General features: G+C 69.9%; 20 protein-coding genes. 8 read left to right on the forward strand and 12 right to left on the reverse strand.

Features of this window, described 5'->3' with window-relative positions; translation table 11 throughout:
- Positions 1-30: 30 nt before the first annotated feature.
- Positions 31-1,011 (forward strand): AraC family transcriptional regulator, encoded by a 981-nt coding sequence (locus ABIE67_RS36220; RefSeq protein WP_370265765.1) that lies wholly within the window; start codon positions 31-33, stop codon positions 1,009-1,011.
- Positions 1,012-1,142: 131 nt separating this feature from the next.
- Complete coding sequence (locus ABIE67_RS36225) at positions 1,143-1,835, forward strand: helix-turn-helix domain-containing protein (RefSeq protein ID WP_370265766.1); 693 nt, start codon at positions 1,143-1,145, stop codon at positions 1,833-1,835.
- Here the strand turns inward: ABIE67_RS36225 and ABIE67_RS36230 are convergent.
- Both ABIE67_RS36230 and ABIE67_RS36235 read right to left on the reverse strand, forming a co-directional pair.
- On the reverse strand, positions 1,812-2,219 hold the full coding sequence (locus ABIE67_RS36230) for a VOC family protein (protein ID WP_370265767.1): 408 nt from the start codon (positions 2,217-2,219) through the stop codon (positions 1,812-1,814). The two genes, ABIE67_RS36225 and ABIE67_RS36230, sit on opposite strands and share 24 nt — an antisense overlap.
- A gap of 68 nt (positions 2,220-2,287) precedes the next feature.
- Positions 2,288-2,920 (reverse strand): VOC family protein, encoded by a 633-nt coding sequence (locus ABIE67_RS36235; RefSeq protein ID WP_370265768.1) that lies wholly within the window; start codon positions 2,918-2,920, stop codon positions 2,288-2,290.
- A 380-nt stretch (positions 2,921-3,300) separates the two neighbouring features.
- Here ABIE67_RS36235 and ABIE67_RS36240 point away from each other — a divergent pair, with 380 nt between their 5' ends.
- Positions 3,301-3,948 (forward strand): ThuA domain-containing protein, encoded by a 648-nt coding sequence (locus ABIE67_RS36240; RefSeq protein WP_370265769.1) that lies wholly within the window; start codon positions 3,301-3,303, stop codon positions 3,946-3,948.
- Here ABIE67_RS36240 and ABIE67_RS36245 read toward each other — a convergent pair.
- From ABIE67_RS36245 to ABIE67_RS36290, 10 genes are all read right to left on the reverse strand, one after another.
- Complete coding sequence (locus tag ABIE67_RS36245; RefSeq protein WP_370265770.1) at positions 3,923-4,849, reverse strand: aminoglycoside phosphotransferase family protein; 927 nt, start codon at positions 4,847-4,849, stop codon at positions 3,923-3,925. The genes ABIE67_RS36240 and ABIE67_RS36245 overlap by 26 nt on opposite strands.
- 110 nt (positions 4,850-4,959) lie before the next feature.
- Positions 4,960-6,117 carry a ferritin-like protein gene (locus tag ABIE67_RS36250; protein WP_370265771.1) on the reverse strand — a complete coding sequence of 386 codons (1,158 nt, stop codon included), beginning with the start codon at positions 6,115-6,117 and terminating at the stop codon, positions 4,960-4,962.
- A gap of 183 nt (positions 6,118-6,300) precedes the next feature.
- Complete coding sequence (locus ABIE67_RS36255; RefSeq protein WP_370265772.1) at positions 6,301-6,765, reverse strand: SRPBCC family protein; 465 nt, start codon at positions 6,763-6,765, stop codon at positions 6,301-6,303.
- 165 nt (positions 6,766-6,930) lie between these two features.
- Positions 6,931-7,983: a LacI family DNA-binding transcriptional regulator gene (locus ABIE67_RS36260; RefSeq protein ID WP_370265773.1), complete on the reverse strand. Its 1,053-nt coding sequence runs from the start codon at positions 7,981-7,983 to the stop codon at positions 6,931-6,933.
- A gap of 163 nt (positions 7,984-8,146) precedes the next feature.
- Positions 8,147-9,745 (reverse strand): family 43 glycosylhydrolase, encoded by a 1,599-nt coding sequence (locus ABIE67_RS36265; RefSeq protein ID WP_370265774.1) that lies wholly within the window; start codon positions 9,743-9,745, stop codon positions 8,147-8,149.
- A 22-nt stretch (positions 9,746-9,767) separates the two neighbouring features.
- A complete protein-coding gene (locus ABIE67_RS36270) occupies positions 9,768-10,706 on the reverse strand; it encodes a carbohydrate ABC transporter permease (protein ID WP_370265775.1) in 939 nt (312 codons plus the stop codon).
- A complete protein-coding gene (locus ABIE67_RS36275; protein WP_370265777.1) occupies positions 10,706-11,590 on the reverse strand; it encodes a carbohydrate ABC transporter permease in 885 nt (294 codons plus the stop codon). Before ABIE67_RS36275 ends, ABIE67_RS36270 begins: the two co-directional genes overlap by 1 nt.
- A gap of 10 nt (positions 11,591-11,600) precedes the next feature.
- Complete coding sequence (locus tag ABIE67_RS36280) at positions 11,601-12,932, reverse strand: ABC transporter substrate-binding protein (protein ID WP_370265778.1); 1,332 nt, start codon at positions 12,930-12,932, stop codon at positions 11,601-11,603.
- A 434-nt stretch (positions 12,933-13,366) separates the two neighbouring features.
- Positions 13,367-14,464 carry a LacI family DNA-binding transcriptional regulator gene (locus ABIE67_RS36285; protein WP_370265779.1) on the reverse strand — a complete coding sequence of 366 codons (1,098 nt, stop codon included), beginning with the start codon at positions 14,462-14,464 and terminating at the stop codon, positions 13,367-13,369.
- 526 nt (positions 14,465-14,990) lie between these two features.
- Complete coding sequence (locus ABIE67_RS36290; RefSeq protein ID WP_370265780.1) at positions 14,991-16,004, reverse strand: hydroxyacid dehydrogenase; 1,014 nt, start codon at positions 16,002-16,004, stop codon at positions 14,991-14,993.
- Positions 16,005-16,534: 530 nt separating this feature from the next.
- On the opposite strand from ABIE67_RS36290, the gene ABIE67_RS36295 reads away from it, so the two are divergent.
- From ABIE67_RS36295 to ABIE67_RS36315, 5 genes are read left to right on the forward strand one after another with little or no spacing between them, the layout of a single operon-like run.
- A complete protein-coding gene (locus tag ABIE67_RS36295) occupies positions 16,535-17,884 on the forward strand; it encodes an extracellular solute-binding protein (protein WP_370265781.1) in 1,350 nt (449 codons plus the stop codon).
- Positions 17,881-18,879: a carbohydrate ABC transporter permease gene (locus ABIE67_RS36300; RefSeq protein WP_370265782.1), complete on the forward strand. Its 999-nt coding sequence runs from the start codon at positions 17,881-17,883 to the stop codon at positions 18,877-18,879. Before ABIE67_RS36295 ends, ABIE67_RS36300 begins: the two co-directional genes overlap by 4 nt.
- Positions 18,876-19,769 carry a carbohydrate ABC transporter permease gene (locus ABIE67_RS36305; RefSeq protein ID WP_370265784.1) on the forward strand — a complete coding sequence of 298 codons (894 nt, stop codon included), beginning with the start codon at positions 18,876-18,878 and terminating at the stop codon, positions 19,767-19,769. The genes ABIE67_RS36300 and ABIE67_RS36305 overlap by 4 nt, the downstream gene beginning before the upstream one ends.
- A 44-nt stretch (positions 19,770-19,813) precedes the next feature.
- Positions 19,814-21,598, forward strand: a complete 1,785-nt coding sequence (locus ABIE67_RS36310) for a putative Ig domain-containing protein (protein WP_370265785.1) — start codon at positions 19,814-19,816, stop codon at positions 21,596-21,598.
- A gap of 30 nt (positions 21,599-21,628) precedes the next feature.
- The gene (locus ABIE67_RS36315; RefSeq protein WP_370265786.1) at positions 21,629-24,958 is read left to right on the forward strand and encodes an alginate lyase family protein; all 3,330 of its coding nucleotides are present in this window, start codon (positions 21,629-21,631) and stop codon (positions 24,956-24,958) included.
- The last annotated feature ends 22 nt before the right edge of the window (positions 24,959-24,980 follow it).

The raw sequence follows: 24,980 nt of genomic DNA on the forward strand, positions 1-24,980 counted from the left end.
TTCCCATGCGCGGACGTCTACGCTGACGGCATGGACGCCCTTGCAGGCCTGTTGGAGGGTCCACGCGCGCGTGGCGCCTTCATGATCCGCGCGTGTTTCGAGCCGCCCTGGGCCATCCGCGTCGAGGACCGCGCCCCGCTCACCGTCATGGTCATGGTCCGTGGCGACGCCTGGGTGATCCCCGACCAGGGCGAGCGAAGCGAGATGGGGGTCCCCCCGGCCGAAGGCCGGGGGAGGATCCGGCTGCGCCCCGGCGACCTCGCCATCGCCCGCGGCCCCGACCCCTACGTCTGCGCCGACGACCCCGGCACCGCACCCCAGGCCCTGATCCTGCCGGGCGCCGAGTGCCACTACCCCGACGGACGCTCCCTCAGCGGCTCGATGGACCTGGGCGTGCGCACCTGGGGCGACCGGCTCGACGGTTCGGCCGTGATGCTGATCGGCACCTATCTGTGGCAGGGCGAGATCAGCGGGCGGCTGCTGAACGCGTTGCCTCCGCTGCTCTCCCTCACGGCCGACGTGTGGGACTGCCCCCTCACGCCGTACCTCATGGAGGAGATCGTCCGCGACGAACCCGGGCAGGAGGTCGTCCTGGACCGGCTGCTCGACCTGCTGGTCATCGCCGCGCTCAGGGCCTGGTTCTCCCGGCCGGAGGCGGCGGCCCCGGCCTGGTACCGGGCCCTGGCGGACCCGGTCGTCGGCCGCGTGCTGCGACTCGTCCAGGACGACCCGGCCCACCCCTGGACGGTGGCCTCGCTGGCCACCAAGGCGGGAGTGTCCCGGGCGGCGCTGGCCCGCCGGTTCACGGAGTTGGTGGGGGAGCCGCCGATGACGTATCTGACGGGGTGGCGGCTGGGGCTTGCGGCAGACGCGTTGCGGGACAGCGATGCCACGCTGGACGCGATTGCCCGGCAGGTGGGGTATGGGAGCGCGTTCGCGTTGTCCAGTGCGTTCAAGCGGGTTTACGGGGTGAGTCCGCAGGAGCATCGGGGGCGGGTGGTCGTGGGGTAGGGCCGGGTTCGCCGTGGGGGCGCGTGTTGTGTGCGGGCCGCGGCTGGGACGTGGCTGGTCGCGCCCACGCGGCGGAGCCGCACATCGACACGGCCCCGCGCCCCTGGGGGCGGCGGCGTAGCCTGATTCATATGTACGCGGAGCGCCCGTCCCGTCTGCCTGGTGCCGTGGTTTGGACGAACACCACTGGTGGGTCCGGTGAAGGCCGTGTTCTGCCCGACGGGTGTATGGATCTCCTGTGGAACGACGGGCGGCTGTTGGTCGCCGGGCCCGACACGCGCGCGTACATCACCGAAGGGGGCCGGACCACGTGGGCCGGTGTCCGGCTCTTTCCGGGGACCGCGCCCGCCTTGCTGGGCGTGCCCGCGCACGAGCTGCGTGATCGGCGGGTCGACCTCGTGGATCTGTGGCCGGTCGCGGAGGTGCGGCGGTTGCGGGGCCGTATCGAGGCCGCCGCCGACCTCGTGACGGCTCTCGAGGACGTGGCGTTGGAGCGGGCCGCCTCTGCCGAGTCGTCCGACCCGCTGCTACGGCATGTCGTCACCGCTCTCGACTCGGGTCGCCCCGTCGCCGCCACCGCCGACGAACTCGGTCTCGGCGCCCGGCAGTTGCACCGCCGTTGCCTGAACGCCTTCGGGTACGGGCCCAAGACGCTGGCCCGGATCCTGCGGCTGCAACGCGCGCTCGCCCTGGCCCGTGGCGGCACGGCCTTCGCGGAGACCGCGGTGCGGGCCGGGTATGCCGACCAGGCGCATCTGGCGCGGGACGTAAGGGAGTTGGCGGGTGTGCCGCTCGGAGAGCTACTCGGCCGGCGTGGCGGCTAGCGGTGCGAACAGGTCGACGCCGTTTCCGTCCGGGTCGTGCACGGAGGCGTAGCGCTGGCCCCAGAAGGCGTCCCATGGCTTGAGTTCGCCGTGGTAGCCGGCGCCCACCAGTTCCTCGTACACCGCGTCGACCTCAGAAGGCTCCTCGCACCGCATCGCCAGGGAGTGCCGGCCACCGCCGGTGGGCGGTTGCCACTCGGGGAGGAAGGACCGCACCGTCTCCTCGGTGTCAAGCAACAGCCGTAGTCCGCCCGGGAGTTCGGCCTCGGCGTGCGGCTCGTTGGCGGCGCCCTCCGGGAACGCGAACCCGAGGCGACGGTAGAAGGCGACCGAGGCGGCCATGTCGGAGACGACGAGGCCGATGGCATCGAATCGTGGAGTCATGCGGCCACCGTAGGCAGCCGGGGGCCGGCCGGTCTTGAAGGAATCGGACACTCCTGGGGGCGGATGCCCTAGTCGAAGGTCACCGGGCCCCGAGGCGTGTCCACCGTCCAGGAGATCCCCACCGGGCCCTTCGTGAGGACGAGGGCTGTGCCGAGGGCCGCCAGCAGGGGGCGGATCTCGTCCGGCTCGGGGGCGCTCGCGGAGAGGGACAGCAGGGGGGTGGCGGGCAGGTCGGAGGCGGTGGGGTGGACCGTACCGCTCCAGTCGATGAGGAAGGGGACGAGGCCGGAGGGGTGGGCGTCGTCACCGTCGGTGAGCCGCCATTCCAGGAGGGTGCCGTCGGGTCTGCGGCGGCTCATCGCCTGCGCCGGGCCGGGGTCGTACCCCCGGCTCCGGGCCGCCGCGATGGCCGCGTCCAGGTCGGGCGGGCTGATCGCCCAGGTGACCGTGCGCGGGGCGGTGAGCCCGTCGACTTCGAAGGGGCGGGGCCGGCCGGGCGTGGACTGCTCGGGATCCGGGCCGATGATCTCCAGGTAGCGGGCGCCTCCCAGCGACACGAGATAGTTGCGGGTGCCGAGCCCGACATGGACGCCGCCCGGTGCGGGGGTCACGCCGGTGCGTCGGGCGAAGTCGGCGACCGTGGCGGACAGGTCGGGGGTCGCGAGGACGAGATGGTCCAGGAGCGCGGGAATGGCGTTCATCGCAGCCGAGGCTACGCAGAGCGGCGCGCGATATGGAACACCTGTGCGCCGGGAGGAAGAGGAAGGGGTGGCGGTCACTCGTCGTGGATGACGGTGCCGTCGTCGAGCAGCGTCGGATGGATCTTCACAGGCGTCCACCGCGTCGGCCTCCCGCACCCAGGCGGTGGGGTCGTCGCGGCGGATCAACTCCTCGTGGAGCGCGTGGATCTGTCGCTGCCAGTCGTGCGTCATGCACGCATCGTCGTGGAACCGGGTGTGCCCGCAGGGGTGAACCGACCCAACAAGCAGGACTGTTGGGCCTCCCCGCCCCGAGTGATCCGAAAATTTCGGATCACTCGGGGGAGTGGGACCGTGCGCCCAGCTCACCTAGGGTCGGCCGCATGGCCGCACGACTCCTCGTCTACACCCGCACCACCGCCTACCGGCACGAATCCATCCCGGCCGGCGTCGAAGCCGTACGCACCCTCGGTGACTTCGAGGTCGACCACACCGAGGACCCGACGGTCCTCGAACGGCCCCTGGACGGCTACGCGGCCGTCGTCTTCCTCTCCACCAGCGGCGAGGTGCTCACCCCTGCCGGGCGTGAGCGGCTCGCCGCGTACGTCGAGTCGGGCGGCGGCTTCGCCGGGGTGCACGCGGCGGCCTGCACGGAGTACGACTGGCCGTACTACGGCGAGCTGTTGGGTGCCCGGTTCGACCGGCATCCCGAGTACCAGCCGGGCAAGGCGGTCGTCGAGGACCGCGAGCACCCGGCCACCCGGCACCTTCCCGACGTGTGGGACTTCGTCGACGAGTGGTACGACTTCCGCAGCAACCCCCGGGGCGCGGTACGGGTGTTGGCCCGCGCCGACGAGTCGTCGTACGACGGGGGCGGCATGGGGGAGGACCATCCCCTGGTGTGGTGCCGTGAGCAGGGAGCCGGGCGCGTCTTCTACACGGCCCTCGGCCACGCCGCCGAGGCCTACGACGATCCCGGCTTCCGTGCGCATCTCCTCGGCGGCATCAACTGGGCGGCACGGCTGGGGTAGAGACGAGGCGGGCCAGCGCGGCCTGGCCGGGCGGACCCCAGGTGGGCTTGCCGCCGGGGCGGCCGTGGACCCCCGCCTCGCCGATGAAGATGCAGCCGAGGGCTTGCCTCACCGCGCAGCCACGGGCTCGGCGCAGGGTCGCGGCGTCCGGCGTCGGCTCGTAGGCGGCGTAAAAGCGGTCGACGGCGCCGTCGGGCAGCAGGAGCCAGGCGGCGGCGAGATCCCAGGCCGGATCGCCCGCGCAGAGGTCACCGAAGTCGATCACGCCGCAGAAGGTGCCCCGCGCGGTGAGGACGTTGGCCGGGTGCAGGTCGGCGTGGAGCCACAGCGGCGGCCCCGCCCACTCGGGCGCGGCGACGGCGTCGTCCCAGACCGCGCGCACGGCGTCCGGGTCGGGGAGCAGGCCCAGTTCGGTGGCTGAGGCCAGTCCCTTGACGACCCCCTCGGCATGGTCCGCCAGCGCGCCCCCGCGGTCCCGGCCGGAAGGCGCCCCGGCAGGCGCGGGACGGTGAAGAGCCGTCAGGAAGGCGGCCAGGGCGTCGGCCGACGCCTCGGCGTTCGTGGCGGGAGCGCGGTCGGCGGGCTCGCCCTGCACCCAGGTGGTGACGATCCAGGGCCGGGGAAACCGCTCGGAGGGGCGGCCGAGGCGCTGCGGGACCGGGACCGGCAGCGGAAGGTGCGGGGCGAGTGCCGGCAGCCAGGTGTGTTCCTTCTGCAGCAGCGTGTCCGCGGATTCCGTCGCCCACGGCAGCCGGACGGCGAGGTCGTCGCCGAGCCGCCACAGCTGGTTGTCCCAGCCGCGCGCGCCGAGTGTCACGGGGCGATCGGCGAGATCGGGGTGCTGGTCGTGCAGCAGTTCCCGGATCAACTCGGCGGTGATCTCGATCTCGGTGTGGGTCATACGGAGCAACGGTAGCCGGACGGCCGCCCGGGCCGACGCGGGCGGGCCCCGGCGCGTTCGTCTCGCGCCGGGGCCCGGTACCGCTGCCGTTCACGCCTGCCGTCACGGCGTCACGATGCCGGAAGCCGCCTGGCGAGCGCGCGGAACTGGGGGCCGTAGGTGCCGGGGACGTAGGGGTTGCGGGTCTCCATCAGTTCCACGGCGGGCCTCTCCAGGCCGCGCATGGCGTGGATCGCCGCGTCCAGGGTGCGGTGGCCGCCGCCGGCCCAGGCCGCGTCGAGGGTGTCCAGCACGGTGCTGTAGGTGGCGTCGAAGTGGTGCAGGAGCCGGCCGACCTGGGCCGGCGGGCTGGGCCAGCCGCCGACCGGGATCGGGGCCATGGGGCGCACCTCGGGGAAGGGCACGGGCGCGCCGACGTACTGCCAGCCGCGGTCGGTGCGGCGCAGCTCCCGGCCGTGGTAGATCTCGCCGAAGGCGTAGTAGTGCGCCGGGTGGTCGTCCTCGAAGGAGGCGGACGGGGAGCTGGTGGTGCCCTCGCCCTGCTCCATGATGATCCTGACGGCTTGCTCGACGTGGTCGAGGTTCCCGATCGGGGACAGGTCGTCGGAGAAGACGTACTGGGACAGCTGCCCCCGCACCGACAGTTCCGGCCGCACCGCCCGGAACGCGTTCAGCAGCGCCTCGTAGAACTCGCCGACGGTGGGGGAGGTCTGCGCGCTGCGGACGAGCGATTCCTCGGGGGCCTCGATCGCCATCATCACGTCGCGCACGAAGGCCTTGGTGAGGCCCGACAGGTAGACGGTCACTCCGGCACGGACACCGCCGGGCAGCGGGCCGGGGTAGACGGGCGCGGCGGCCTTGATCTGCGGCCTCCCGCCCACGGCCACAAGGAGGTTGCAGGCGATGCCGAGGTGGTACATCTCGTCGCCGACGATGCGCTGGATCAGGCGCGCGACCTCACTGCGGCGGTCCTTCACCGACCACAGACCGCAGAAGTAGGGCGGGATGGTGGCCAGTTCGAGTCCGACGGCGACCTGAAGGGCCGACCTGATCCAGTCGACTCCCCGGCCTTCCCGGGGAACGGACAGCAGCCGCGCCACGGAGCCGACGGCGGGCGCCGCGAGCGTACCGCCCGCCGACGGTGCGGCAGCCTGCGCGGGACCGGTGACCGCGACGGCGGCCGACGCGCCGCTCGCCAACGCGGCCGACGCCAGGAAACTCCTGCGCCTGAACGGGGCAACTGTCTGCCTGTCCGGCTCTTCGCTCATACCCGTCACTCTCGCCTCAGCTCATGGCCATGGCCCCGCCTCGGCTCGATGCCCCCGGGACCCTCGGACAGCTCGCGAAGCTAGCAACGATCACCATCGCCACCAGGGCAGACGGGCCGGGCGGCGCATCAACCACCCTGTCGGTCCAACGCGATCAAGGGTGGCACCGCATCGCGGGACCGCTCAGTGCACGGGGGAGTCGACGGCGCTGTCCCCGGCCTCGCGCACCGCGATCCGGGCGAGTTTCGTCAGCATCATGCCGTTGCGGATCCGGACGAGATAGTCGACGGGGAGCCCGTGCATGCGGACGCCGGGCCCCCGCAGGGCATGCCAGTCGAGGATGAAGAGGGTGTTCTCGCCCCACGGGATCAACCGCATCGCGATACGGGCCGCGCCGAAGGGGTCCGCCTTCGCCTCCAGCTCCAGACGGCGTCGAGGTTCGCAGATCCGGACGACGCAGCTGTCGTCCAGGAGCAGCGGGCCGACACCGACCCGGACCCGCAGTCGGGCGCCCACGTCGGGCCAGTGCCGGTCCGCGGCGAGGACCTCCTGCGTCCCCGACACCCACTCCCCGTAGCGGTGGCCGTCGGACAGCAGGCTCCAGACCTTGGACGGCGAACTCAGAATCAGACGGCGGTTCCGGGCCACACCGACCACGCTCCTTCGGGAAGATCCTGAGCCGCTCGACCTGCCCTTCGAAGCTAGCCGCCCGCCGCATCCCCAGCACGCGTAGTAGGGGGTCCGCCCGGCCAACCAGGTGACGGACTCGGAAAGGGAATCAGAAAGGGACGCAGAGACGGACGCAGGGACGGACTAGCAGGGCAGCCCGCGCGGCCCGGCCGTGCTCGACCGTTCCACCAACCGGGTCGACAGCTCCGTCCGCGTGCTCTCCGGCCGGTCCCCGTCCATCATCCGCACCAGCAGGCGCAGCGCCGTCGCCGCCATCTCCGACAGCGGCTGGCGGACCGTGGTGAGGGCCGGGGCGATCCAGCGGGCCTCCGGAAGATCGTCGAAGCCGATGACGCTCATGTCGTCGGGCACGCTCAACCCCCGCTCCGCCAGCGCCTCGTAGACCCCCAGGGCCATCCGGTCCGAGCAGACGAAGACGGCCGTGGGCGGCTCGGGCAGATCGAGGAGTTCCAGCATCCGGCGGTGGGCGACACCCTCGTCGAAGCCCGCGTGGCGGACGTACTCGGGACGGTGCCGCACTCCGGCCGAGGCGAGCGCCGAGCGGTAGCCGGCCACCCGGGCGGTGCTGCACATCTTGCGCTGATGACCGGCGATGACGGCGACGCGTTCGTGGCCCAGCGCCAGCAGATGCTCGGTCGCCGTCACCCCGCCCTGCCAGTTCGCCGCGCCCACCGACACCACGCCCGGCGGCGGCTCCAGCACCGGGTCGATCATCACGAACGGGATGCGGTGCTGCTCCAGCCAGGCGTACTGCGACGGCGTCAGCTCGGCCAGGTTGAACAGCACCCCGGACGAGCCGCGCGCGGTGAGCTTGTCCAGCCAGCCGCGCTCCGGGCGCCCGCCCCGCGTCCGGGTCAGCCCGGCCGAGACGACCACCTCGAGGCCCGCGTCATGGGCGGCCGCCTCCACGCCGTGCAGCACGGCACCTGACCACGAGGTGTCCAGTGAGTGCACGACAAGGTCGACCAGGCCGGGTGTCTTCGCCGCGTCGAAGCGCGGTCTGCGGACATAGCCGAGCCGGTCCAGCGCCTCGGTGACCCTGCGGCGGGTCTCGGGGGCCACGTCCTCCCGGCCGTTGACCACCTTGGACGCGGTCGGCACGGACACCCCGGCCTCGCGGGCCACGACGGCAAGGGTCGGCCCCGCCGCCACGCTCGCTCCGCCCGTACGGACCATCGGGAACCACCTCTCCGGCCCGCCCGAGGGCCATGAAAAGTTTCGACCAGCGCGGAAACAGTAAGCGCTTCCTATCCTAGGTTCGCCGCAGTGAGTCCGGAAGGGGCCGGAGATCGCAGGTCTTCACGGTCCGCGACTTTCGAAACTTCGAACGCACCCCGGGCTACCAGCAGGTGAGGCGGAATCCCGTGAAATCGGCCGTGAACGACGCGTCGACGAGATCCACCGCATGGACGCCGGCCATCGCCCCGGTGAACCGCAGCTTGGAGCCGTAGTCGTCGGAGAGCCTGGTGAAGTCCAGCGGCGGCGCGACCGGAGTGCGCACACCCCCGCGCACGTACCAGAACCGCGCCAGGCCGTCCTCGACCGTCACGCCCAGGGTCACCGGCGCGCTCGCGTCCACCTCCACGACAGCGACCTGCCGCGTGCCGAACTCCTCCCGCTCCACGAGGCTCAGCACCGTACGGCCCACGCCTCGCCACTGCTGCCCGCGCTGCCCCTCACCCTCGGGTTCCGCCCAGGTGAGGTCCAGGCTCAGGTAGGCCTCCGCGTTGTACCGCAGGACCAGCCCGGCGGCCTGGGTGAAAGTGCGGGGTGCCGCCTCCACGGTGACCTCGGCCTCCGCGCGGTGCTCGGTGATCCGCCGGGCCAGCAGACTGTGCGCCCACCGCGACTCGGGACCGTGCCGGCCGCGCAGCCGGATCCAGCCGGGGCGGGTGCCGGCGTCGGCCCAATCCGGGTCGGCGTAGCCGCGCAGGGTGCTCCAGGGCCAGCCGAGGGGCTCGTCGGGACCGGCGTCTCGCGAGTCGGGCGGCTCGGGGGTGACGGGACGCGTCGGTACGTCGACCTCGACCGCCGGATGCCACCCCCCGTGCCGCAACCGGGGCCACCCGTCCTTGTCCCAGGTCAGCACCTGGATCGCCGTCTCCCGGCCGAGAGGGCAACGGGGGCCGTCGGGGGTCCGCAACGGCCGTGCCGTCAGGTGACTCATCACCCACTCGCCCTCGGGCGTCTCCACCAGCTCCGCGTGCCCGGCCTTCTGCAACGGCACCGAAGGATCGTCGCGCGTCGTCAGCAACGGTTGGCTGTCGAGCTCGTACGGCCCGGTGATCGCACGACTTCTCGCGACCAGCACCCCGTGCTCGACGCCCGTGCCGCCCTCCGCGAGCACGAGGTAGAACCAGCCGTCCCGCTTCACCAGCTTCGGCCCCTCGATGAGCCGTTCGTGCTGGAGCAGCAGATGAGTCTCACCGATCGGGACCAGCGTCTCGCGGTCCACCTCGGTGAGGACGATCCCGGCGAACCGCCGACCGTCCGGACGATGGTCGTTCTGGAGGTTGAGCAGCCACAGCCGCCCCTCTTCGTGGAAGAGCGCGGGGTCGAACCCATGGCTCGCGATCCGCCGCGGCCGCGTCCACTTGCCGCCGGCCTCCGTGGCCGTACTGACATACGTGTCCGTGTCGAAGTACGGCGTGCCGACCGAGCGCACGACCGAGTACACCACCCAGAACCGCTCCCCGTCCCAGCTCAGCGACGGAGCCCAGATGCCACCCGAGTCGGGCACACCGGCCAGGGAGTCGCCGGGGACCGCACCGCGGACGTGGCCCGCGTACTCCCAGTGGGCCAGGTCCCGGGAGCGGTGGACCGGGATCGTGGGGAACCACTCGAAGGAACTCGTCGCCACGTAGTACCAGTCGCCGACCCGGACCAGGGAAGGGTCCGGGGCGAAACCGCGGATGACGGGATTGTGCAGCAGGGTCACTCGAACACTCCCAGGACGGCGGTCACTTGAGGGCCCCCAGCGTCACGCCGGTCCGCCAGTAGCGCCGCATCGCGACCATCATGATCGCCATCGGCACGATGGACAGCAGCGCACCCGTCAGGACGAGACTGGTCACGTCGATGCCCGACTCCAGGCGCTTGCCGGACCAGTTGTACAGACCCAGGTTGAGCGTCCAGTTCTCCTCGCCGCGCAGCACGGTCAGCGGGAGGAAGAACGCGTTCCAGGTGTTGACGAAGGCGAGCAGGAACACCGTCGCCCCGCCCGTCGTCATCATCCGCAGCACGATGCTGAAGAAGATCCGCAGCTCACCGGCGCCGTCGAGACGAGCCGCCTCCAGCAGCTCGAAGGGGATGGTGGCCTCGGTGTACACCTTCGCCAGATACACACTGAACGGATTGATCAGACAGGGGATCAGCATCGCCCACGGGGTGTCGACCATCCCGATCGCCGAGAACAGCAGATACAGGGGCAGCGTGAGCAGCGCGATCGGAATGAGGAAGGACCCCACCACACACGCGAAGACGGCACCCCGCCCGGGAAAGTCGAACCGTGCCAGGCCGTAACCCGTGGCGAGCGCGATGAGCGTGCCGCCGAGGGAGCCGACACCGGCGTACAGGAACGAGTTGGCGGTCCAGCGCAGGAAGATGCCGTCCTCGTAGGTGAAGACCTGCTGGATGTTCTCCCACAGGTGCCAGCCGGAGAACCACAGCCCGTTGCTCTGGTACAGCCCCACCCGGTCCTTGGTCGCGGCGATCATCAGCCAGTACACGGGGAACAGGCTGTAGGCACTGGCCAGGACCAGCCCGACCAGCATGAAACGCTGCCCGCCGCGTGAACGGGAGGCCGGATCGGGCCGGGTACGCCGCCGGACGGCACCCCCACGGGGCGGCACGGCAGCCGTCCGCACCCCGCCCTCCTCGCGATTCTCCGTCAGCGCCATCAGTCCGCCTCCTTCGAGGTCAGCCGGTAGAAGAGAAGGGAGGCGATGCCGAGGATCAGGGCGAGCAGCACCGAAAGGGCCGCGGCGTAGTGGTAGTTGCCGGCGTTGAACGCCTGGTTGTAGATGATCATGATCGGGGTGAAGCTGTCGCTGACGGTCTGCGGGGTCACGTTCCGGAACAGCGCCGGCTCGTTGAAGATCTGCAGCATCTGGATGATCGACAGCAGCGCGGTCAGCACCAGCGCCCCGCGCACGAAGGGGATCTTGATGTTCAGCGCGATCCGCATCTCGGAGGCGCCGTCCAGCCGCGCGGCCTCGAACAGCTCGCGTGGCACGCCCTGGAGGGCCGCGTAGATGATCACCATGTTGTAGCCGATGCCGTGCCAGGTCAGCAGATTGCCGATGGCGGGCCACACCATGGAGGGCGCGAAGAAGTTCCAGTCGAACCCGAAGATTTCCCCGAGCGGGGTCAGCGGCCCCACCTCCGGGCTGTACAGGTTGATCCACACGAGCGCCGCGACCACGCCCGGGATCATGTACGGCACCAGCAGCAGGATCCGGAACCGCCCCGCCACCTTGGAGCTGACCGCGTCCAGGAACAGCGCCAGCACCAGACTTACGAGCAGCATGAACGGAATCTGCGCACAGGCGAACAGCACCACCCGGAGGATGGAGGTCATGAACGCCGAGTCGGTGAGGCCGTTCTGGTAGTTCTCCAGCCCCACGAACTCCGTCGTGGCGCCGCCGAGCCCCAGCCCGGACTGCTTCTGCAGAAACAGCGACTGGTAGACCGCGTAACCGATCGGGAGCAGATACAGGAAAGCGAAGCCGAGCTGGAAGGGCACCGTGAAGGCGGCACCCTTCCAGCGCTGGGAGCGAATCATCGAGTCTGCCTCAGCCCTTGACGCTGATGCCGCGCTGCTTGAGGTCGTTGACCGTCCACTCCTGCATGTGGTCGAGCAGATCGGTGACCTTCTGCTTCTTGCTGACGACCGCGGCCCACTCGTCCTGCATCTCCGTGAACATCGCCGTCCAGTTCGGCCCGAAGGCCCAGTCGGTGGTGACCGTCCCCAGGCTGTCGGTCACGACCTTCTTGGCAGGCTCGTAGTTCTTCCCGAGCAGCTTGTCCGAGATCGCCTCGGCCACATACGAGTCACTGTCGGCCAGCGCAGGCATCACACCACTGCCGGTCTCCGGGCTCGCCATGGTCTTCACCGCACCGGTGTCGGTGGACATCCACAGCGCAGCCTGGGCGGCCTGCTCCTTGTTCTCGCACTGCTCACTGACCAGCGTCAGGTTGCCGCTCTGGTTGGTCCCGGCCGGCGTCTTGGCCGCCTCGCCCTTGAACGTCGGCCAGGGCGACAGCGCCCACTTGCCGAAGGACTTGGTGAAGTTCTGCACCATGCCCGACATCTGCCAGGTGGAGATCTGCCGGGTCGCGGTCCCGCCGTTGTCGTAGTTGCGCTGCACGGCCGCGTAATCGGCGAAGGACAACTTCGAGTTCAGGTCGTTGTCGATGATCTCCTGGATCACCTTCGCGGCCTTGAGCGTGCCCTCGTCCTTGAAGTTCACCACCCACGAGTCACCGTCGATGCTGTACCAGTGCGCCCCGGCCTGCATCGCCAGCACCTCCAGGGTGCTCGGGTCCTCACCGGCGTAGTTGGTGATCTTGATGTCGTGCTTCTTCAGTTCCTTGCCCGCGGCGATGAAGTCGTCCCAGGTGGCCGGCGCCTTGAGCCCGTACTTGTCGAAGAGGTCCGTCCGGTAGATGGTGAAGGCGGGCGCGGAGGCGGTCGGCACCCCGTACACCTTCCCCTGCACCTGACCGGTCGCCCACGACCCGGCGTTGAACTTGGCCTCGTCGCCCTTGACGTACTGGGTGATGTCGGCCAGCGCACCCTGCGAGACCCAGCTGGTCACGTACTCACCGGTGTTCTGCAGCAGACAGGGCGCGTTGCCCGCCTTGACCGCGTTCGTCAGCTGCTTCTGCATGGTCAGCTGGTCGGTGACCTTCGTGTACTTGAGCTGAACATCCTTGTGGCTGGCGTTGAACGCCTTCACGACCGCCTCCTGGCCGTTGGCCCAACCCCAGAAGTCGAGGGTGACCGGACCGGAGGACTCGGAGTCCTGGGAGTCGGACCCACCGCATGCGGCGAGCAGACCCGACAGCGCGATTCCCGCGACGGCTGCGGAGGCGAACCTTCTCCGGGGGCTGGTGAAGTTCATCTGACCGTGATCCTTCGGAATGAGTGCGTTCTTGCGGAACGGCGGCGGCTCGGGTGGCGCCGGCCAGGAACGGCGGCCGGAAAAATCGTCGGCTCGCGGTTGCGGGGGGTCGGCCAAGCGGAAGCTGTAGTAAGCGGTTGCAGGGACGGTAGGCCGAGGGCTCTGCTCATAGCAAGAGGTGCGCGGAAATTTGTTACGCCGTTCTGTCCGCGCGGTTATATCTTCGCGCGGGTCGACACCGGCGGGCGCGGACGGACCTACCCGCAGGTCAGAGCCACCTCAGCCGACATGCACCCGGGCCGTCGGGAGCGCTCTCGACCGCCCCGCCCCGACATGGAAAACTTCCCAGAAACCGTTTACGAAACGACCGTGCCGGAGCGATCCGTCGCCGGCTGTCCGCTCCCGCCCCGGCCCTCCAGGGCGCGAGACAGCCGTCAGTCCCTTTCCCGCCGACCGGCAGGCGGCCGAACGGAGTTGCGTACGACGACATGGGTGCCCAGCACCAAGTGGTCGCCGTCGCCGCCCTTGCGGCGACCGGCACCACCCTCCCGCCGGTCGGCCACGGCGCGCAGCGCCACCCGCCCCATCTCCTCGTACGGCACGTGCACGGTGGTGAGTTGGGGTGTGAGCTGGGAGGCGAGGGGGATGTCGTCGTAGCCGACGATCGACACGTCCTCCGGCACCCGCAGCCCCGCCGCCCGCAAGGCCTGCATGGCGCCGGCGGCGACCACGTCGGTCCCCGCGAGCACGGCGGTGAACTCCATCTCCTCCGCCAAGGCCTCCTCGACGGCCTCGTACCCGTGCTCGTAGTCGTACGGCCCGTGCCGCACCATGCCCGGCTCGAAGGACACGCCATAAGCCTCGAAGGCCCGCCGGGCGCCCTTCAACCGGCCCTGCGCGGTGGTGAGTTCGGCATGCCCCGGCAGCACGAGCACCCTGCGGTGCCCGGCGGACAACAGATGGCTGGCCATGGCATAGGCGCCGCCCTCGTTGTCGTAGTCCACCGTCGTCGCCGGAACATCACCCTCCAGCGGCGGTCTCCCGACCAGCACCAGATGCGACCCGGCGGCATCCAGGGAACGGGCGAACCGGGCCATGCGCAGCTGGTACTCGTCGTAGTCGTAGGCCCCGCCCAGCAGCACCACGGCGGCGACCCCCTGCTGCCGCATGAGATTGACCAGGGCGAGTTCCCGCTCGGGATCGTCCCCCGTGGTCCCCACCAGCGAAAGCCAGCCACGCAGCGTGGCGGCCCCCTCAACGCCCTTCGCCACATGGGCGAACGCGGCACCGGTGATGTTGTTGATGAGGATCGCCACGGTGGGCGTACCGCCGCCGGCCAGCGAACGGGCGTGGGCGTTGGTGACGTAGTCCAGGTCCCGGACGACCTTCATCACCCGGCGGCGCAGGTCCTCCGAGACCGGGTAGTTGCCCGACAGGACGCGCGACACGCTGGCGACGGAGACACCCGCGCGCTCCGCCACGTCCCGGATGGTGGCCCGACCGGCGTCGCCGGACACCTTGCGCTGACTCACCCTTGCGGCTCCTTCACCGTTGCGCCTGCCTCGGCATATGGCCGGAAAACGCGCCCCCACCGATACAGAAACCGTATCCCATACCCCTCGCCAAGCCCCTGCCGTTGCCTCACCCCGCCCACCGGGGCCGCACCGGCCCCGGGCAAGTGCCCACCAACCCGCACTGTCTGCCGGACACCGGCCGCGAGGGAGCCGAAGGGGCGCGCCGGTGTCGAGAGACCGAACGCGCGGAGGCCCGAAGGGTCGAGCACGATCGGTCTCTCCACACCGGCACAAGGCGCCCCGTAGGCGACCGAGCCAGACATTCGGCACGCCAGCTGCAGGACTCGGCCAGGCAACGCGCTCTGCTGCAAGGCCTGGCCCGGCAACGCGCCCAACCAGAATTCGCCCCCGCCGCCCCTGCCCGTCCCGCCCCTGCCCGTCCCGCCCCTGCCCGTCCCGCCCCTGGGGCTGCGCCCCCAGACCCCCGCTGTCGGCCCGAAGGGCCGCGTCCTCGAACGCCGGACGGGCTGAGAGCGCAGTGCCCTCAAGCCACCCGAGCCATATCCGCATGCACCACCTCATGCCGCAACGTCCCTCCACCCCCCACCCGCTCCAGCTCCTCCACCACGATCCGCCCCAGCCGCTCCAGTTCGTTCCCGAGCGACCCGGCGATATGAGGAGTCAGGAAGACATTGGGCAGGTGATACAGCGGCGACCCCGCAGGAAGCGGCTCGGGCTCGGTCACGTCGAGCACCGCGTGCAGCCGCCCGGCGACCAGCTCCTCCGTCAGTGCCTCGGGATCGACCAGCGCCCCCCGCGAGGTGTTGATCAGCACGCCCCCGTCCCGGATCAGCGCCAGTCGCTCTCCGTCCAGCATCCGGTACGTCTCCGGGATGTCCGGGGCGTGCAGGCTGACGATGTCGCTGTGCCGTAGGAGGTCGTCGAGCGAGAGGAGCTCGGCGCCCAGCCCGGCGGCCTCGGCGGCGCTGACGTACGGATCGTGCAGCAGCACCGTGAAGTCGAACGGCCGCAGCAGTTCCAGCAGCCGTCTGCCGACCCGTGACGCGCCGATGACGCCGACGCGACGGCCGACGTTGCCGATCGCGGCGGTGTCGCGCTGCGTCGGGTAGGCGTGCGTGCTGCGAAAGCGCTCCCGGTGGCCGAAGGTGTCCTTCCCGGCGAGCAGGATCATCGCCAGCGTGTACTCCGCGACCGGCAGAGCGTTGCCGGTGACCGCGCTGGAGACGGTGATCCCCGCTTTCCACAGCGCGTCGCCGACCAGTGAGCGGACCGAGCCGGCGGCGTGCAGTACGGCGCGTAGCCGGGGTGACGCGGCGAGGACGTCGGCGTCGAGGTGGGGGCAGCCCCAGCCGGTGATGAGTACCTCGGTCCGGGCGAGGACCTCGGCCGCGGCCGCGTCGGCGAAGTCTCGTACGACGAGCGTGGGGTCGAGCTGGGACGCCTGCGTCAGCCGGGCCATGAGCGGTGGCGGGAAGAGCAGGGGGAGGTGCACCGGATCCATTGCGAACACGGCCCTCGGCAGGTGCGGGCTGGGCATGACTCTCCTGAGGCGCTGAGTTGAGACGCTGATTGCAGACTGAGGCGCTGTGTAGAAACCGTTTCAGAAAGCGCCTTCTACCGTAGATCTGGAGCAGGAGCCGGTCAATCACCCGGATGAGGAGCGAAGTTCGCCGGTCGGCAGCTTCGCCACCGGTCGAGGCGCCACCAGATGAGGGGGTTGGGTCGGGAAGCGGGTGAAATCGGTTACTAGGTGTTCCGGGTTGTTTCCGTAGGGCTGTGGTGGCACGACAACCGGTTCCTGCGACTACCGGCATCAGGCTCGCCCCTACCTCTGCCAATCGCCCTGCTCAGAGCACCTTTTCCCGCCTTCGTGCACCCTCCGCCGTCATGAAGCGGAGGTTACAAAGACTTTTCGAAAGTTCGCCAAGGCTCTTGACGTGCCCCCCGGCCCGGAAGAGGCTCTGCCCCAACGCCATAGCAACCGGTTGCCAACTTGGCCCGGTTTCCGATCGGCGGGCCGCTCGTTGGCCGATATGTCGAACGAACTGAGCAGGAGGTGGTGCGCTCATGCGCCCACATGCCGGCGCCCCCCTGAGCCGCCGCCGATTTCTCGCCCTTTCCGCGGGTGGTGCCGCGACCGGCGCGGCGGCGCTCAGCGGCTGCGCGCTCCAGGTGTCGAGCGGGGTCAGCGGATCCGGTGAGACCGTGACCGTGATGGTCAACTCCGGGGACATCCTCCCGGAGCAGGTCCAGCAGGCGAAGAAGGATCTCGGCATCAAGATCGTCCTGGTGAAGTACGACATCACCAAGCTGATCGCGATGCTCACCAGCGGCAACCCGCCCGACCTGGTGCGCGGCGTCGGTGCCGTGGAGCTGCCGTACTTCGCGGCGCGGGACGTGGCCGAGGAACTGGACCCCTACTTCGCCCGGAGCAGCGTCCTCAAACTGGACGACCTGGACCCCGTCAACGACCTGTGGCGGTTCGACGGCCGTACCCAGGGCAAGGGCCCGCGCTACGGCATGGCGAAGGACTTCTCCCAGGACTCCATGTTCTGGTACAACACCGCGGCCTTCGACAAGGGCGGTGTCGACTACCCGCCGGAGACCGAACCGGTCACGTACGAGGAGTGGCTCGACAACGCCAGGCGCCTCGTGCAGCGCAAGAGCGGCCAGACCACCGTCTTCGGCGGCAGTTTCAACGGGCTGACCCGGGCCACGCTCCTGGCGACCATGACGGCGTCCGCCGGCGGCAGCCTCTTCAGCGACGACTTCTCCCGGGTCGACTTCACCACCCCCGAGGCCCGCAAGGTGCTGACCTGGTACATGGACTACGCCAAGACCAAGGTCGGGCCGAGCCTCATCCAGCCCGACCCCAATGGCTGGGACGGCCCCACCTACCAGGCCGGGCGGATGGCCATGTCGAACTCCGGCTACTGGATGGGCGGCATGATCTACCCCGACCAGAAGCTGGCGCAGGTGTCCCGCCTGGCGCCCGCCCCGGTCTTCGCGGGCGGCGAGCGGATCAGCGCCTGCCAGGGCGGCACCGGACTGTGGATGCCGCGCGGGGCGAAGAACAAGGACGCCGCATGGCGGGTCTTCGAGTGGTTCTTCGGCGAGGAGCCGGCCAAGGCGCGCGCCTCCGGCGGCTGGGGCATCCCGACCCTGAAGTCCCTTCGGTCGCTGATGCCGGCGCAGGAGGACTACCAGAAACGCGTGCTCAAGGTGCAGGAAAACGAGCTGAAGCACTTCTCCGTCGTCTCCTTCACCCCCTACTCCAGAGCGGACGCGGTCGACGCCCTCTTCAACCAGATCGCCCCCGCCGCGATGAACGGTCAGATCTCCGTCGACACCCTCGCCGGGCGTCTGAACTCGGCCATCAACGAGCAGATGAAGCGCGGTAAGGAGCAAGTGGGATGACGGTTGACCAGATCTCCTCCGTCGCGGACCGGTCGGGCGCCGCCGCGGACGCCGGACGCGCCCCCGCCACCGGCGGGCCGCGGATCTCCATGACCGCGCGCAGGCACCGGGCGTTCTACATGTTCACCTCGCCCTGGATCATCGGGTTTCTGCTGCTGACCATCGTGCCGATGGGGTACGCGCTGTGGCTGAGCTTCACCACGTTCGACGGCATCTCGCCGCACTGGCGCTACGTCGGACTCGGCAACTACCGCGAGCTGCTGAACGATCCGGTGACCTGGGACGCGCTCGGCCGCGCGGGCCTGTTCGCGGTGACCTCCGTGCCGTTGTCGATCACGGCGGGGCTCGGCCTCGCCGTCCTGGTCAACCGGCCGATCAAGGCGCGCGGCCTGTTCCGCACCCTGCTCTACCTGCCCGCCGTGGTGCCGCCTGTGGGCGCGGGCCTCGCCTTCAAATTGCTCTTCGACCAGAACTCCGGCGCTGCCAACGGCGTCCTGACCTCCTTCGGCATCGACGCCCTGGCCTGGCTCGCCGACCCCTACGCCCGCTACGTACTGCTGATGACCGTGCTCTGGGCCGCCGGAAACGTCATGATCATCTCGCTGGCCGGCCTTCAGGACGTGCCCCGCGAGCTGCACGAGGCGGCCCGGATCGACGGGGCGAGCGCCTGGCGCACCTTCCGCAGCATCACTGTGCCGCTGCTGTCGCCGGTCCTGCTCTTCCAGACGGTGACCGGGATGATCGCGTCGGTGCAGACGATCATGCCGCTGCTGCTGGCCCCGCTCGGCGACACGAGCGGCATCACCACGGTCCCGCAGTCCAACTACCTGTACATGATGCACGTGTTCGCGCAGTACTTCGCGCTCGGCCGGTACGGCTACGCCTCCGCGCTGCTGTGGGTGCTCTTCGTCCTGATCCTCGTCGTGACCGGACTGATCTTCAAGTTCACGTCCGGCGCGGTGTTCTACAACGTCGACCCGGAGGCGAAGAAGTGACCGCCACCACGCTGCCGCCCAAGTCATCGACTCTGCCGCCCACGTCATCGACGACGAACATGCGCGTCCGGGTACGCGCCAAGCGCCTCGTCCTCTACACGGTCCTCGTCTCCGTCACCGGGCTGTTCCTCGGCCCCTTCGGCTGGCTGATCCTCTCCGGCCTGAAGACCCAGGGCGAACTGGCCGCCTCGCCCGTGCACTGGCTGCCCGACGTCTTCCAGTGGCACAACTTCGCCGACGCCTTCACCCGGATCGACTTCCTCGGCTACGCCCGCAACTCCCTGATCATCGCCCTTCTCTACGCCACACTCGTCACCCTCAGCTCGGCCTGGGTCGGCTTCGGGTTCGCCCGGCTCGACGCGCCCGGCAAGAAGGTGCTGTTCGGTGTGCTGCTCGGCTCGATGATGCTGCCCCAGATGGTCACCCTGCTGCCCACGTACCTGATCTTCGCCAAGTTCGGCATGGTCGACACCTACTGGCCGTGGGTGCTGTGGGGCCTGTCCGCGGCGCCGTATCTGGTCTTCCTCTTCCGGCAGTTCTTCGCGGGGATGCCGCGCGAACTGGAGGAGGCCGCGATCGTCGACGGCTGCGGATACACGTCGATCTTCTGGCGGATCTTCCTGCCGCAGTCCTGGTCCGTGCTGTCCGCGAGCTTCATCATCTCCTTCACCTGGACCTGGGGCGACTACATCGCCCCTCAGCTGCTGCTGTCCACCGACCACACCACGCTCGCCGTGGCCGTGATGACCGCCTACGTCAACGAGGGCGGTACGCCCGTCCCCGAGCTCCAGGCCGCCGCCTCCGTGATGTACGTCGTCCCCATCCTGCTGATCTTCCTCATCGCCCAGCGCGGCTTCGTCGCCGGGATGTCGACCTCCGGTCTCAAGTGACCTTCCGTATCTCTCCTCTCCCCTTTTGCTGAAGGAACTTCTCCATGAACGACACCAAGAGCACCGGCGTGTCCCGGCGCACCCTTCTCCAGGCCGCGGGTGCCACCGCAGCCGCGTACTCGTTGATCGGCGCCACGGCCGGCACCGCGAGCGCCGATGACACACCGGCGTCGGCGGACAAGCTGGTGGTGTACCCGATTCCGAGCGGGGTCCCGACCAACTCGAGCTTCGCCGTCAAGGCCCGTACGCCGGGCGGCGAATGGCAGACGGTGCCCGTCTACCGGTCCCGGGCGAAGCAGATCGACGCGAACACGGGCAGCGGCCCGGTCTTCAACTCCTCCGTCGCCACCTTCGACTTCCAGGGCACCGTCGAGGTCGCCGTCACCTCGTCCAAGGGCGCCATCGGGTCCGCGCGGATCCGGCCGCTCTCGTACGACATCGACTTCACGGTGGACGGTGCCACGGTGAGCTTCACGCTCGCCGAGCCGCGCAACCTCTCCATAGAGATCGACGGCGAGATCTTCAACAACCTCCAGCTGCACGCCAATCCGATCGAGACGTACGTGCCCGACCCGGACGACCCGGATGTCATCTTCTTCGGGCCCGGCCTGCACAAGACCACCGACAACGTGGTGAAGGTGCCCAGCGGCAAGACGCTCTACCTGGCCGGTGGCGCGGTGCTGACGTCCAGGGTGGAGTTCGACACGGTCGAGAACGCCCGGCTGCGCGGCCGCGGTGTGCTGTACAACTCGCAGAACGGCATCCTGGTCAACTACTCCAAGAACATCGAGATCGACGGCATCATGGTGCTCAACCCGAGCAGCGGCTACTCGGTCACCGTCGGCCAGTCGAAGCAGGTTACCGTCCGCAACCTGCACTCCTACAGCCACGGCCAGTGGGGCGACGGCATCGATGTCTTCTCCAGCGAGGATGTCCTCATCGAGGGCGTCTGGATGCGCAACTCCGACGACTGCATCGCGATCTACGCCCACCGCTGGGACTACTACGGCGACTGCCGCAACATCACCGTCCGCAACTCCACCCTCTGGGCGGACGTCGCGCACCCGATCAACGTCGGCACGCACGGCAACACCGACAAGCCGGAGACCATCGAGAACCTCGTCTTCAGCAACATCGACATCCTCGACCACCGCGAACCGCAGATGGACTACCAGGGCTGCATCGCGCTCAACCCGGGCGACAGCAACCTGCTGAAGAACGTCCGCGCCCAGGACATCCGGGTGGAGGACTTCCGCTGGGGCCAGCTGATCAACATGCGGGTCATGTTCAACAAGTCGTACAACACCTCCGTCGGCCGGGGCATCGACGGGGTGTTCATCCGCAACATGACCTACACGGGCACGCACGCCAACCCGTCCGTCATGGTCGGCTACGACGCGGACCACGCCATCAAGAACGTGACGTTCCAGAACCTCGTCATCAACGGCAAGTTCATCGGCAACGGGATGAAGAAGCCGGGCTGGTACAAGTTCACGGACGTGATGCCGGCGTACGCCAACGAGCATGTGATCAGCCCCCGGTTCCTGAACTCCACCGAGGCCACGTCCACCGCCAAGCCCGCGATCACCAGCCCGGACCAGGCCACGGCCACCAAGAACCAGGTCTTCAACTACCTGATCACGGCCGACGAGCTGCCCACGTCCTTCGCCGCCGGGGGCCTGCCGAAGGGGCTGGACATCGACACCGCCACCGGCCTGATCTCCGGCACGGTCAGGGACAGCGTCGGTAGCTGCACCGCCACGGTATCGGCCACCAACAGCGTGGGTACCGCGACGCAGACCGTCATACTCACCATCGAGCACGCGTGACGCGGCACCTGTAGAACAATGGAGTCACCCGTGCTTCCTCTCAGCCGACGGTCCTTCCTCGGCGCGGCGGGCCTCGTGGCCGCGGCCGGCGGCGGACTGCTGTCCGTCTCCGCCGCGGCGGCGTGGGCCCAGGACGCCACCACCCCGTCCCGCGCCTTCACCCACCCCGGACTGCTCCACAGCGCCGCCGACCTCGCCCGCATGAAGGCCGCGGTCGCCGCCCAGGAATCGCCGATCTACGACGGTTACCTGGCGTTTTCCGCCCACGCCCGCTCGAAGTCGACGTACCCGATCCAGAACACCGGCCAGATCACCTCCTGGGGCCGCGGCCCCACCAACTTCCAGAACCAGGCCGTCGCCGACTCGGCCGCCGCCTACCAGAACGCCCTGATGTGGTGCGTCACCGGCAACCGCGCCCACGCCGACAAGGCCCGCGACATCCTCAACGCCTGGTCGTCGTCCCTGACGATGGTCACCGGCGCCGACGGACCGCTCGGCGCGGGCCTGCAGGCCTTCAAGTTCGTCAACGCGGCCGAACTGCTGCGGCACAGCGACTACGACGGCTGGACGGACGCCGACATCGCCCGCTGCGAGCGGTCCTTCCTGGACGTCTGGTATCCGGCGATCTCCGGCTACATGCTCTACGCCAACGGCAACTGGGACCTGACGTCCATCCAGTCCATCCTGGCCATCGGCGTGTTCTGCGAGGAGCGCACGCTCTTCGAGGACGCGCTGCGGTTCGCCGCGGACGGCGCGGGCAACGGCAGTGTCCACCACCGCGTCGTCACCGACGGGGGACAGGGCCAGGAGTCCGGCCGCGACCAGGGCCACGAGCAGCTCGCCGTCGGCCTGATGGGCGACGCCGCGCAGGTCGCCTGGAACCAGGGCGTCGACCTGTGGGGCTTCGACGGAAACCGTATTCTCGCCAACGCCGAGTACGCGGCGAAGTACAACCTCGGCGGAGACGTACCCTTCACCCCCGACCTCGACCGCACCGGCAAGTACATCAAGAAGACGGTTTCGGCCATCGGCCGTGGCAATCTGCCGCCGATCTACGAGATGTACTACGCCCACTACGCCGGCGCCCGCGGCCTCGACACCCCGTACACCAAGGCGGCCGTCTTCCGCGGCACCGGCGGCGCCCGCGTCGTCGAGGGCAGCAACGACGACCTGCCGAGCTTCGGCACCTTCACCTACGCCGGCACCAAGGCCGCGACACCGACCGTGCCGACGGCCCCGGCCGGGGTCACGGCGGCGGGGGACGGCAAGAAGGTCACCCTGGCGTGGCTGCCGTCCGCCTGGGCGACGACGTACAGCGTCCACCGGGCCACCCGCCCGGCGGGGCCGTACGAGGAGATCGCGAAGGACATCGACGGCACGACGTACACGGACGACGACGCACCTCCCAGGCGGACCTGCTACTACACCGTCACCGCCACCAACTCCCAGGGCAGCAGCCCCGAATCGAGCCCGGCCGCCGCCTCCGCCGGCCTCCCCGAGCCCTGGTCCACCCAGGACATCGGCGAGGTGAAGATCCCCGGATTCGCTGCCTTCGACGGCGAACGGTTCGTGCTGGAGGCGTCCGGGACCGCCGACACCTACCGCCTCGTCCACCTCCCGCTGCCGGGGGACGGCTCGGTCACCGCGCGGATCGTGTTTCCGCTCAGTTCCCAGTACGCCAAGATCGGCGTTACTCTGCGCGACTCCCTCGACGCGGGTGCCGCGCACGCCTCGATGCTGATCCAGGGACTGCCGCTGCACACCTGGAGCGGCGTGTGGAGCGTACGCCCCGAGGCCGGGGTGGGGATCTCCGCGACCGGCAGCACCCCCGTACCGCCCGCCCAGCAGCAGTCGATCACCGGGAACGCAGCCTTCCCGATCTCCAACCTCGCCACCCTCCCCGAGTCGGCGACCCCGCTCGAGGCGCCGTACGTCGAGGGCGCGGGAGACGGTTACCGGCTGCGGGCACCGTACTGGGTGCGGGTGACCCGCAAGGGCCGCCGCTGCACCGGCGCCATCTCGCCGGACGGCATCCGCTGGACCGAAGTCGGCGCCACCGACGTCGAGTTGGGGCACACCGCGTACGCGGGACTGGTCCTCACCTCCTGCCTCGGTGTCGACGAGGAGTACGCCGAGACCGGCACCGGCGCCTTCGACAACGTCAGCGTGGTCTCCAGGTCGACGGGCGAGGTCTGGTCCGTGCCGCGCCCCGCCCGCACCGCCACCGGCCCGAGCGCGACCTCCGGCGCCGACGCGGTGGAGCTGGCCTGGACCGACCCGGACCTCTCCGCCCGCTACAAGGTGCTGCGCGCCACGAGCGCCGACGGCCCGTACGACACCATCGCGACCGGCGTCGGCCCGGTCGGCTTCGGCACCCGGCTGACGTACGCCGACGCCACCGGTACGCCCGGAACGACGTACCACTACGTCGTCGCGAAGACGAACTGCGGCGGACGCGGCCCGCTCTCGGACCCCGCTTCCGCCGAGATGCCGACCCCGGGCACACCCCGACTCACCTCCGCCACAAGCGGTTTCGGGAACAAGGGCGTCGCCTTCCGCCACCTGCTGCGCGGCTCGCACGAGCCCGTGCGGTTCACCGCCGACGGACTGCCCGACGGCCTGCGTCTCGACAAGCGTACCGGACTGATCTGCGGAACACCCAACGAGACCGGCGAGTTCACCGTCACCACCACCGCCGGCAACGCGGCCGGCGACGGCACCGGCACACTCACCCTCACCATCGGCACACCCCCGCCCGGCCCCTGGACGTACGGCGACCTCGGCGACCCCGTGTTCGACGACCGCGCCTTCGGGACGCTGGGCGTGGTCGCGATCCGTACCCCGGGCAGCACGTCGTACGACGGCGGGACCTTCACCGTGCGCGGTGCGGGTGTCGACCTGAACGCCAACGGCCAGGGCATGACCGGCCAGTTCGTACGACGGCCCGTCACCGGCGACTGCGAGATCACCGCCCGGCTCGGCTCCCGCACGGGCGCGAGTGCCGACCGGGTGGGCCTGCTGATGGCCAAGTCGCTGTCACCCTTCGACCAGGCCGCCGGGGCGATCGTCACCGGCGGGACCACCGCGCAGCTGATGCTGCGCACAACCGTCGCCGGAAAGTCGGCCTTCACCGGGAACGGGGTCGCCACCCTCCCCGGACTGCTGCGGCTGAAGCGCGTCGGGACCGCCTTCACCGCAGCCCTGTCCACCGATGACGGCGCCACCTGGACCACCCTCGCCACCGGCGAGATCCCCGGGTTCGGTGACGCCCCCTACTACGTGGGTCTCGTGGTCTGCTCCCGCGACCCCCTGACCCGCTGCACCACCGAGTTCAACGAGGTGAGTATCACCACCGACTGATCCCCCCACGGATTGGAGTCGC

Source organism: Streptomyces sp. V4I8 (assembly GCF_041261225.1).
GTDB lineage: Bacteria > Actinomycetota > Actinomycetes > Streptomycetales > Streptomycetaceae > Streptomyces.

Bases quoted from the DNA above. Each gene is read 5' to 3' on its own strand.
- ABIE67_RS36275 (WP_370265777.1), bottom strand. From the start codon at position 11,590: ATGATTCGCTCCCAGCGCTGGAAGGGTGCCGCCTTCACGGTGCCCTTC.
- ABIE67_RS36260 (WP_370265773.1), bottom strand. From the start codon at position 7,983: ATGGTCCGTACGGGCGGAGCGAGCGTGGCGGCGGGGCCGACCCTTGCC.
- ABIE67_RS36270 (WP_370265775.1), bottom strand. From the start codon at position 10,706: ATGGCGCTGACGGAGAATCGCGAGGAGGGCGGGGTGCGGACGGCTGCC.
- ABIE67_RS36310 (WP_370265785.1), top strand. From the start codon at position 19,814: ATGAACGACACCAAGAGCACCGGCGTGTCCCGGCGCACCCTTCTCCAG.
- ABIE67_RS36290 (WP_370265780.1), bottom strand. From the start codon at position 16,004: ATGCCCAGCCCGCACCTGCCGAGGGCCGTGTTCGCAATGGATCCGGTG.
- ABIE67_RS36300 (WP_370265782.1), top strand. From the start codon at position 17,881: ATGACGGTTGACCAGATCTCCTCCGTCGCGGACCGGTCGGGCGCCGCC.
- ABIE67_RS36220 (WP_370265765.1), top strand. From the start codon at position 31: ATGGACGCCCTTGCAGGCCTGTTGGAGGGTCCACGCGCGCGTGGCGCC.
- ABIE67_RS36250 (WP_370265771.1), bottom strand. From the start codon at position 6,117: ATGAGCGAAGAGCCGGACAGGCAGACAGTTGCCCCGTTCAGGCGCAGG.
- ABIE67_RS36225 (WP_370265766.1), top strand. From the start codon at position 1,143: ATGTACGCGGAGCGCCCGTCCCGTCTGCCTGGTGCCGTGGTTTGGACG.
- ABIE67_RS36280 (WP_370265778.1), bottom strand. From the start codon at position 12,932: ATGAACTTCACCAGCCCCCGGAGAAGGTTCGCCTCCGCAGCCGTCGCG.
- ABIE67_RS36295 (WP_370265781.1), top strand. From the start codon at position 16,535: ATGCGCCCACATGCCGGCGCCCCCCTGAGCCGCCGCCGATTTCTCGCC.
- ABIE67_RS36235 (WP_370265768.1), bottom strand. From the start codon at position 2,920: ATGAACGCCATTCCCGCGCTCCTGGACCATCTCGTCCTCGCGACCCCC.
- ABIE67_RS36240 (WP_370265769.1), top strand. From the start codon at position 3,301: ATGGCCGCACGACTCCTCGTCTACACCCGCACCACCGCCTACCGGCAC.
- ABIE67_RS36245 (WP_370265770.1), bottom strand. From the start codon at position 4,849: ATGACCCACACCGAGATCGAGATCACCGCCGAGTTGATCCGGGAACTG.
- ABIE67_RS36230 (WP_370265767.1), bottom strand. From the start codon at position 2,219: ATGACTCCACGATTCGATGCCATCGGCCTCGTCGTCTCCGACATGGCC.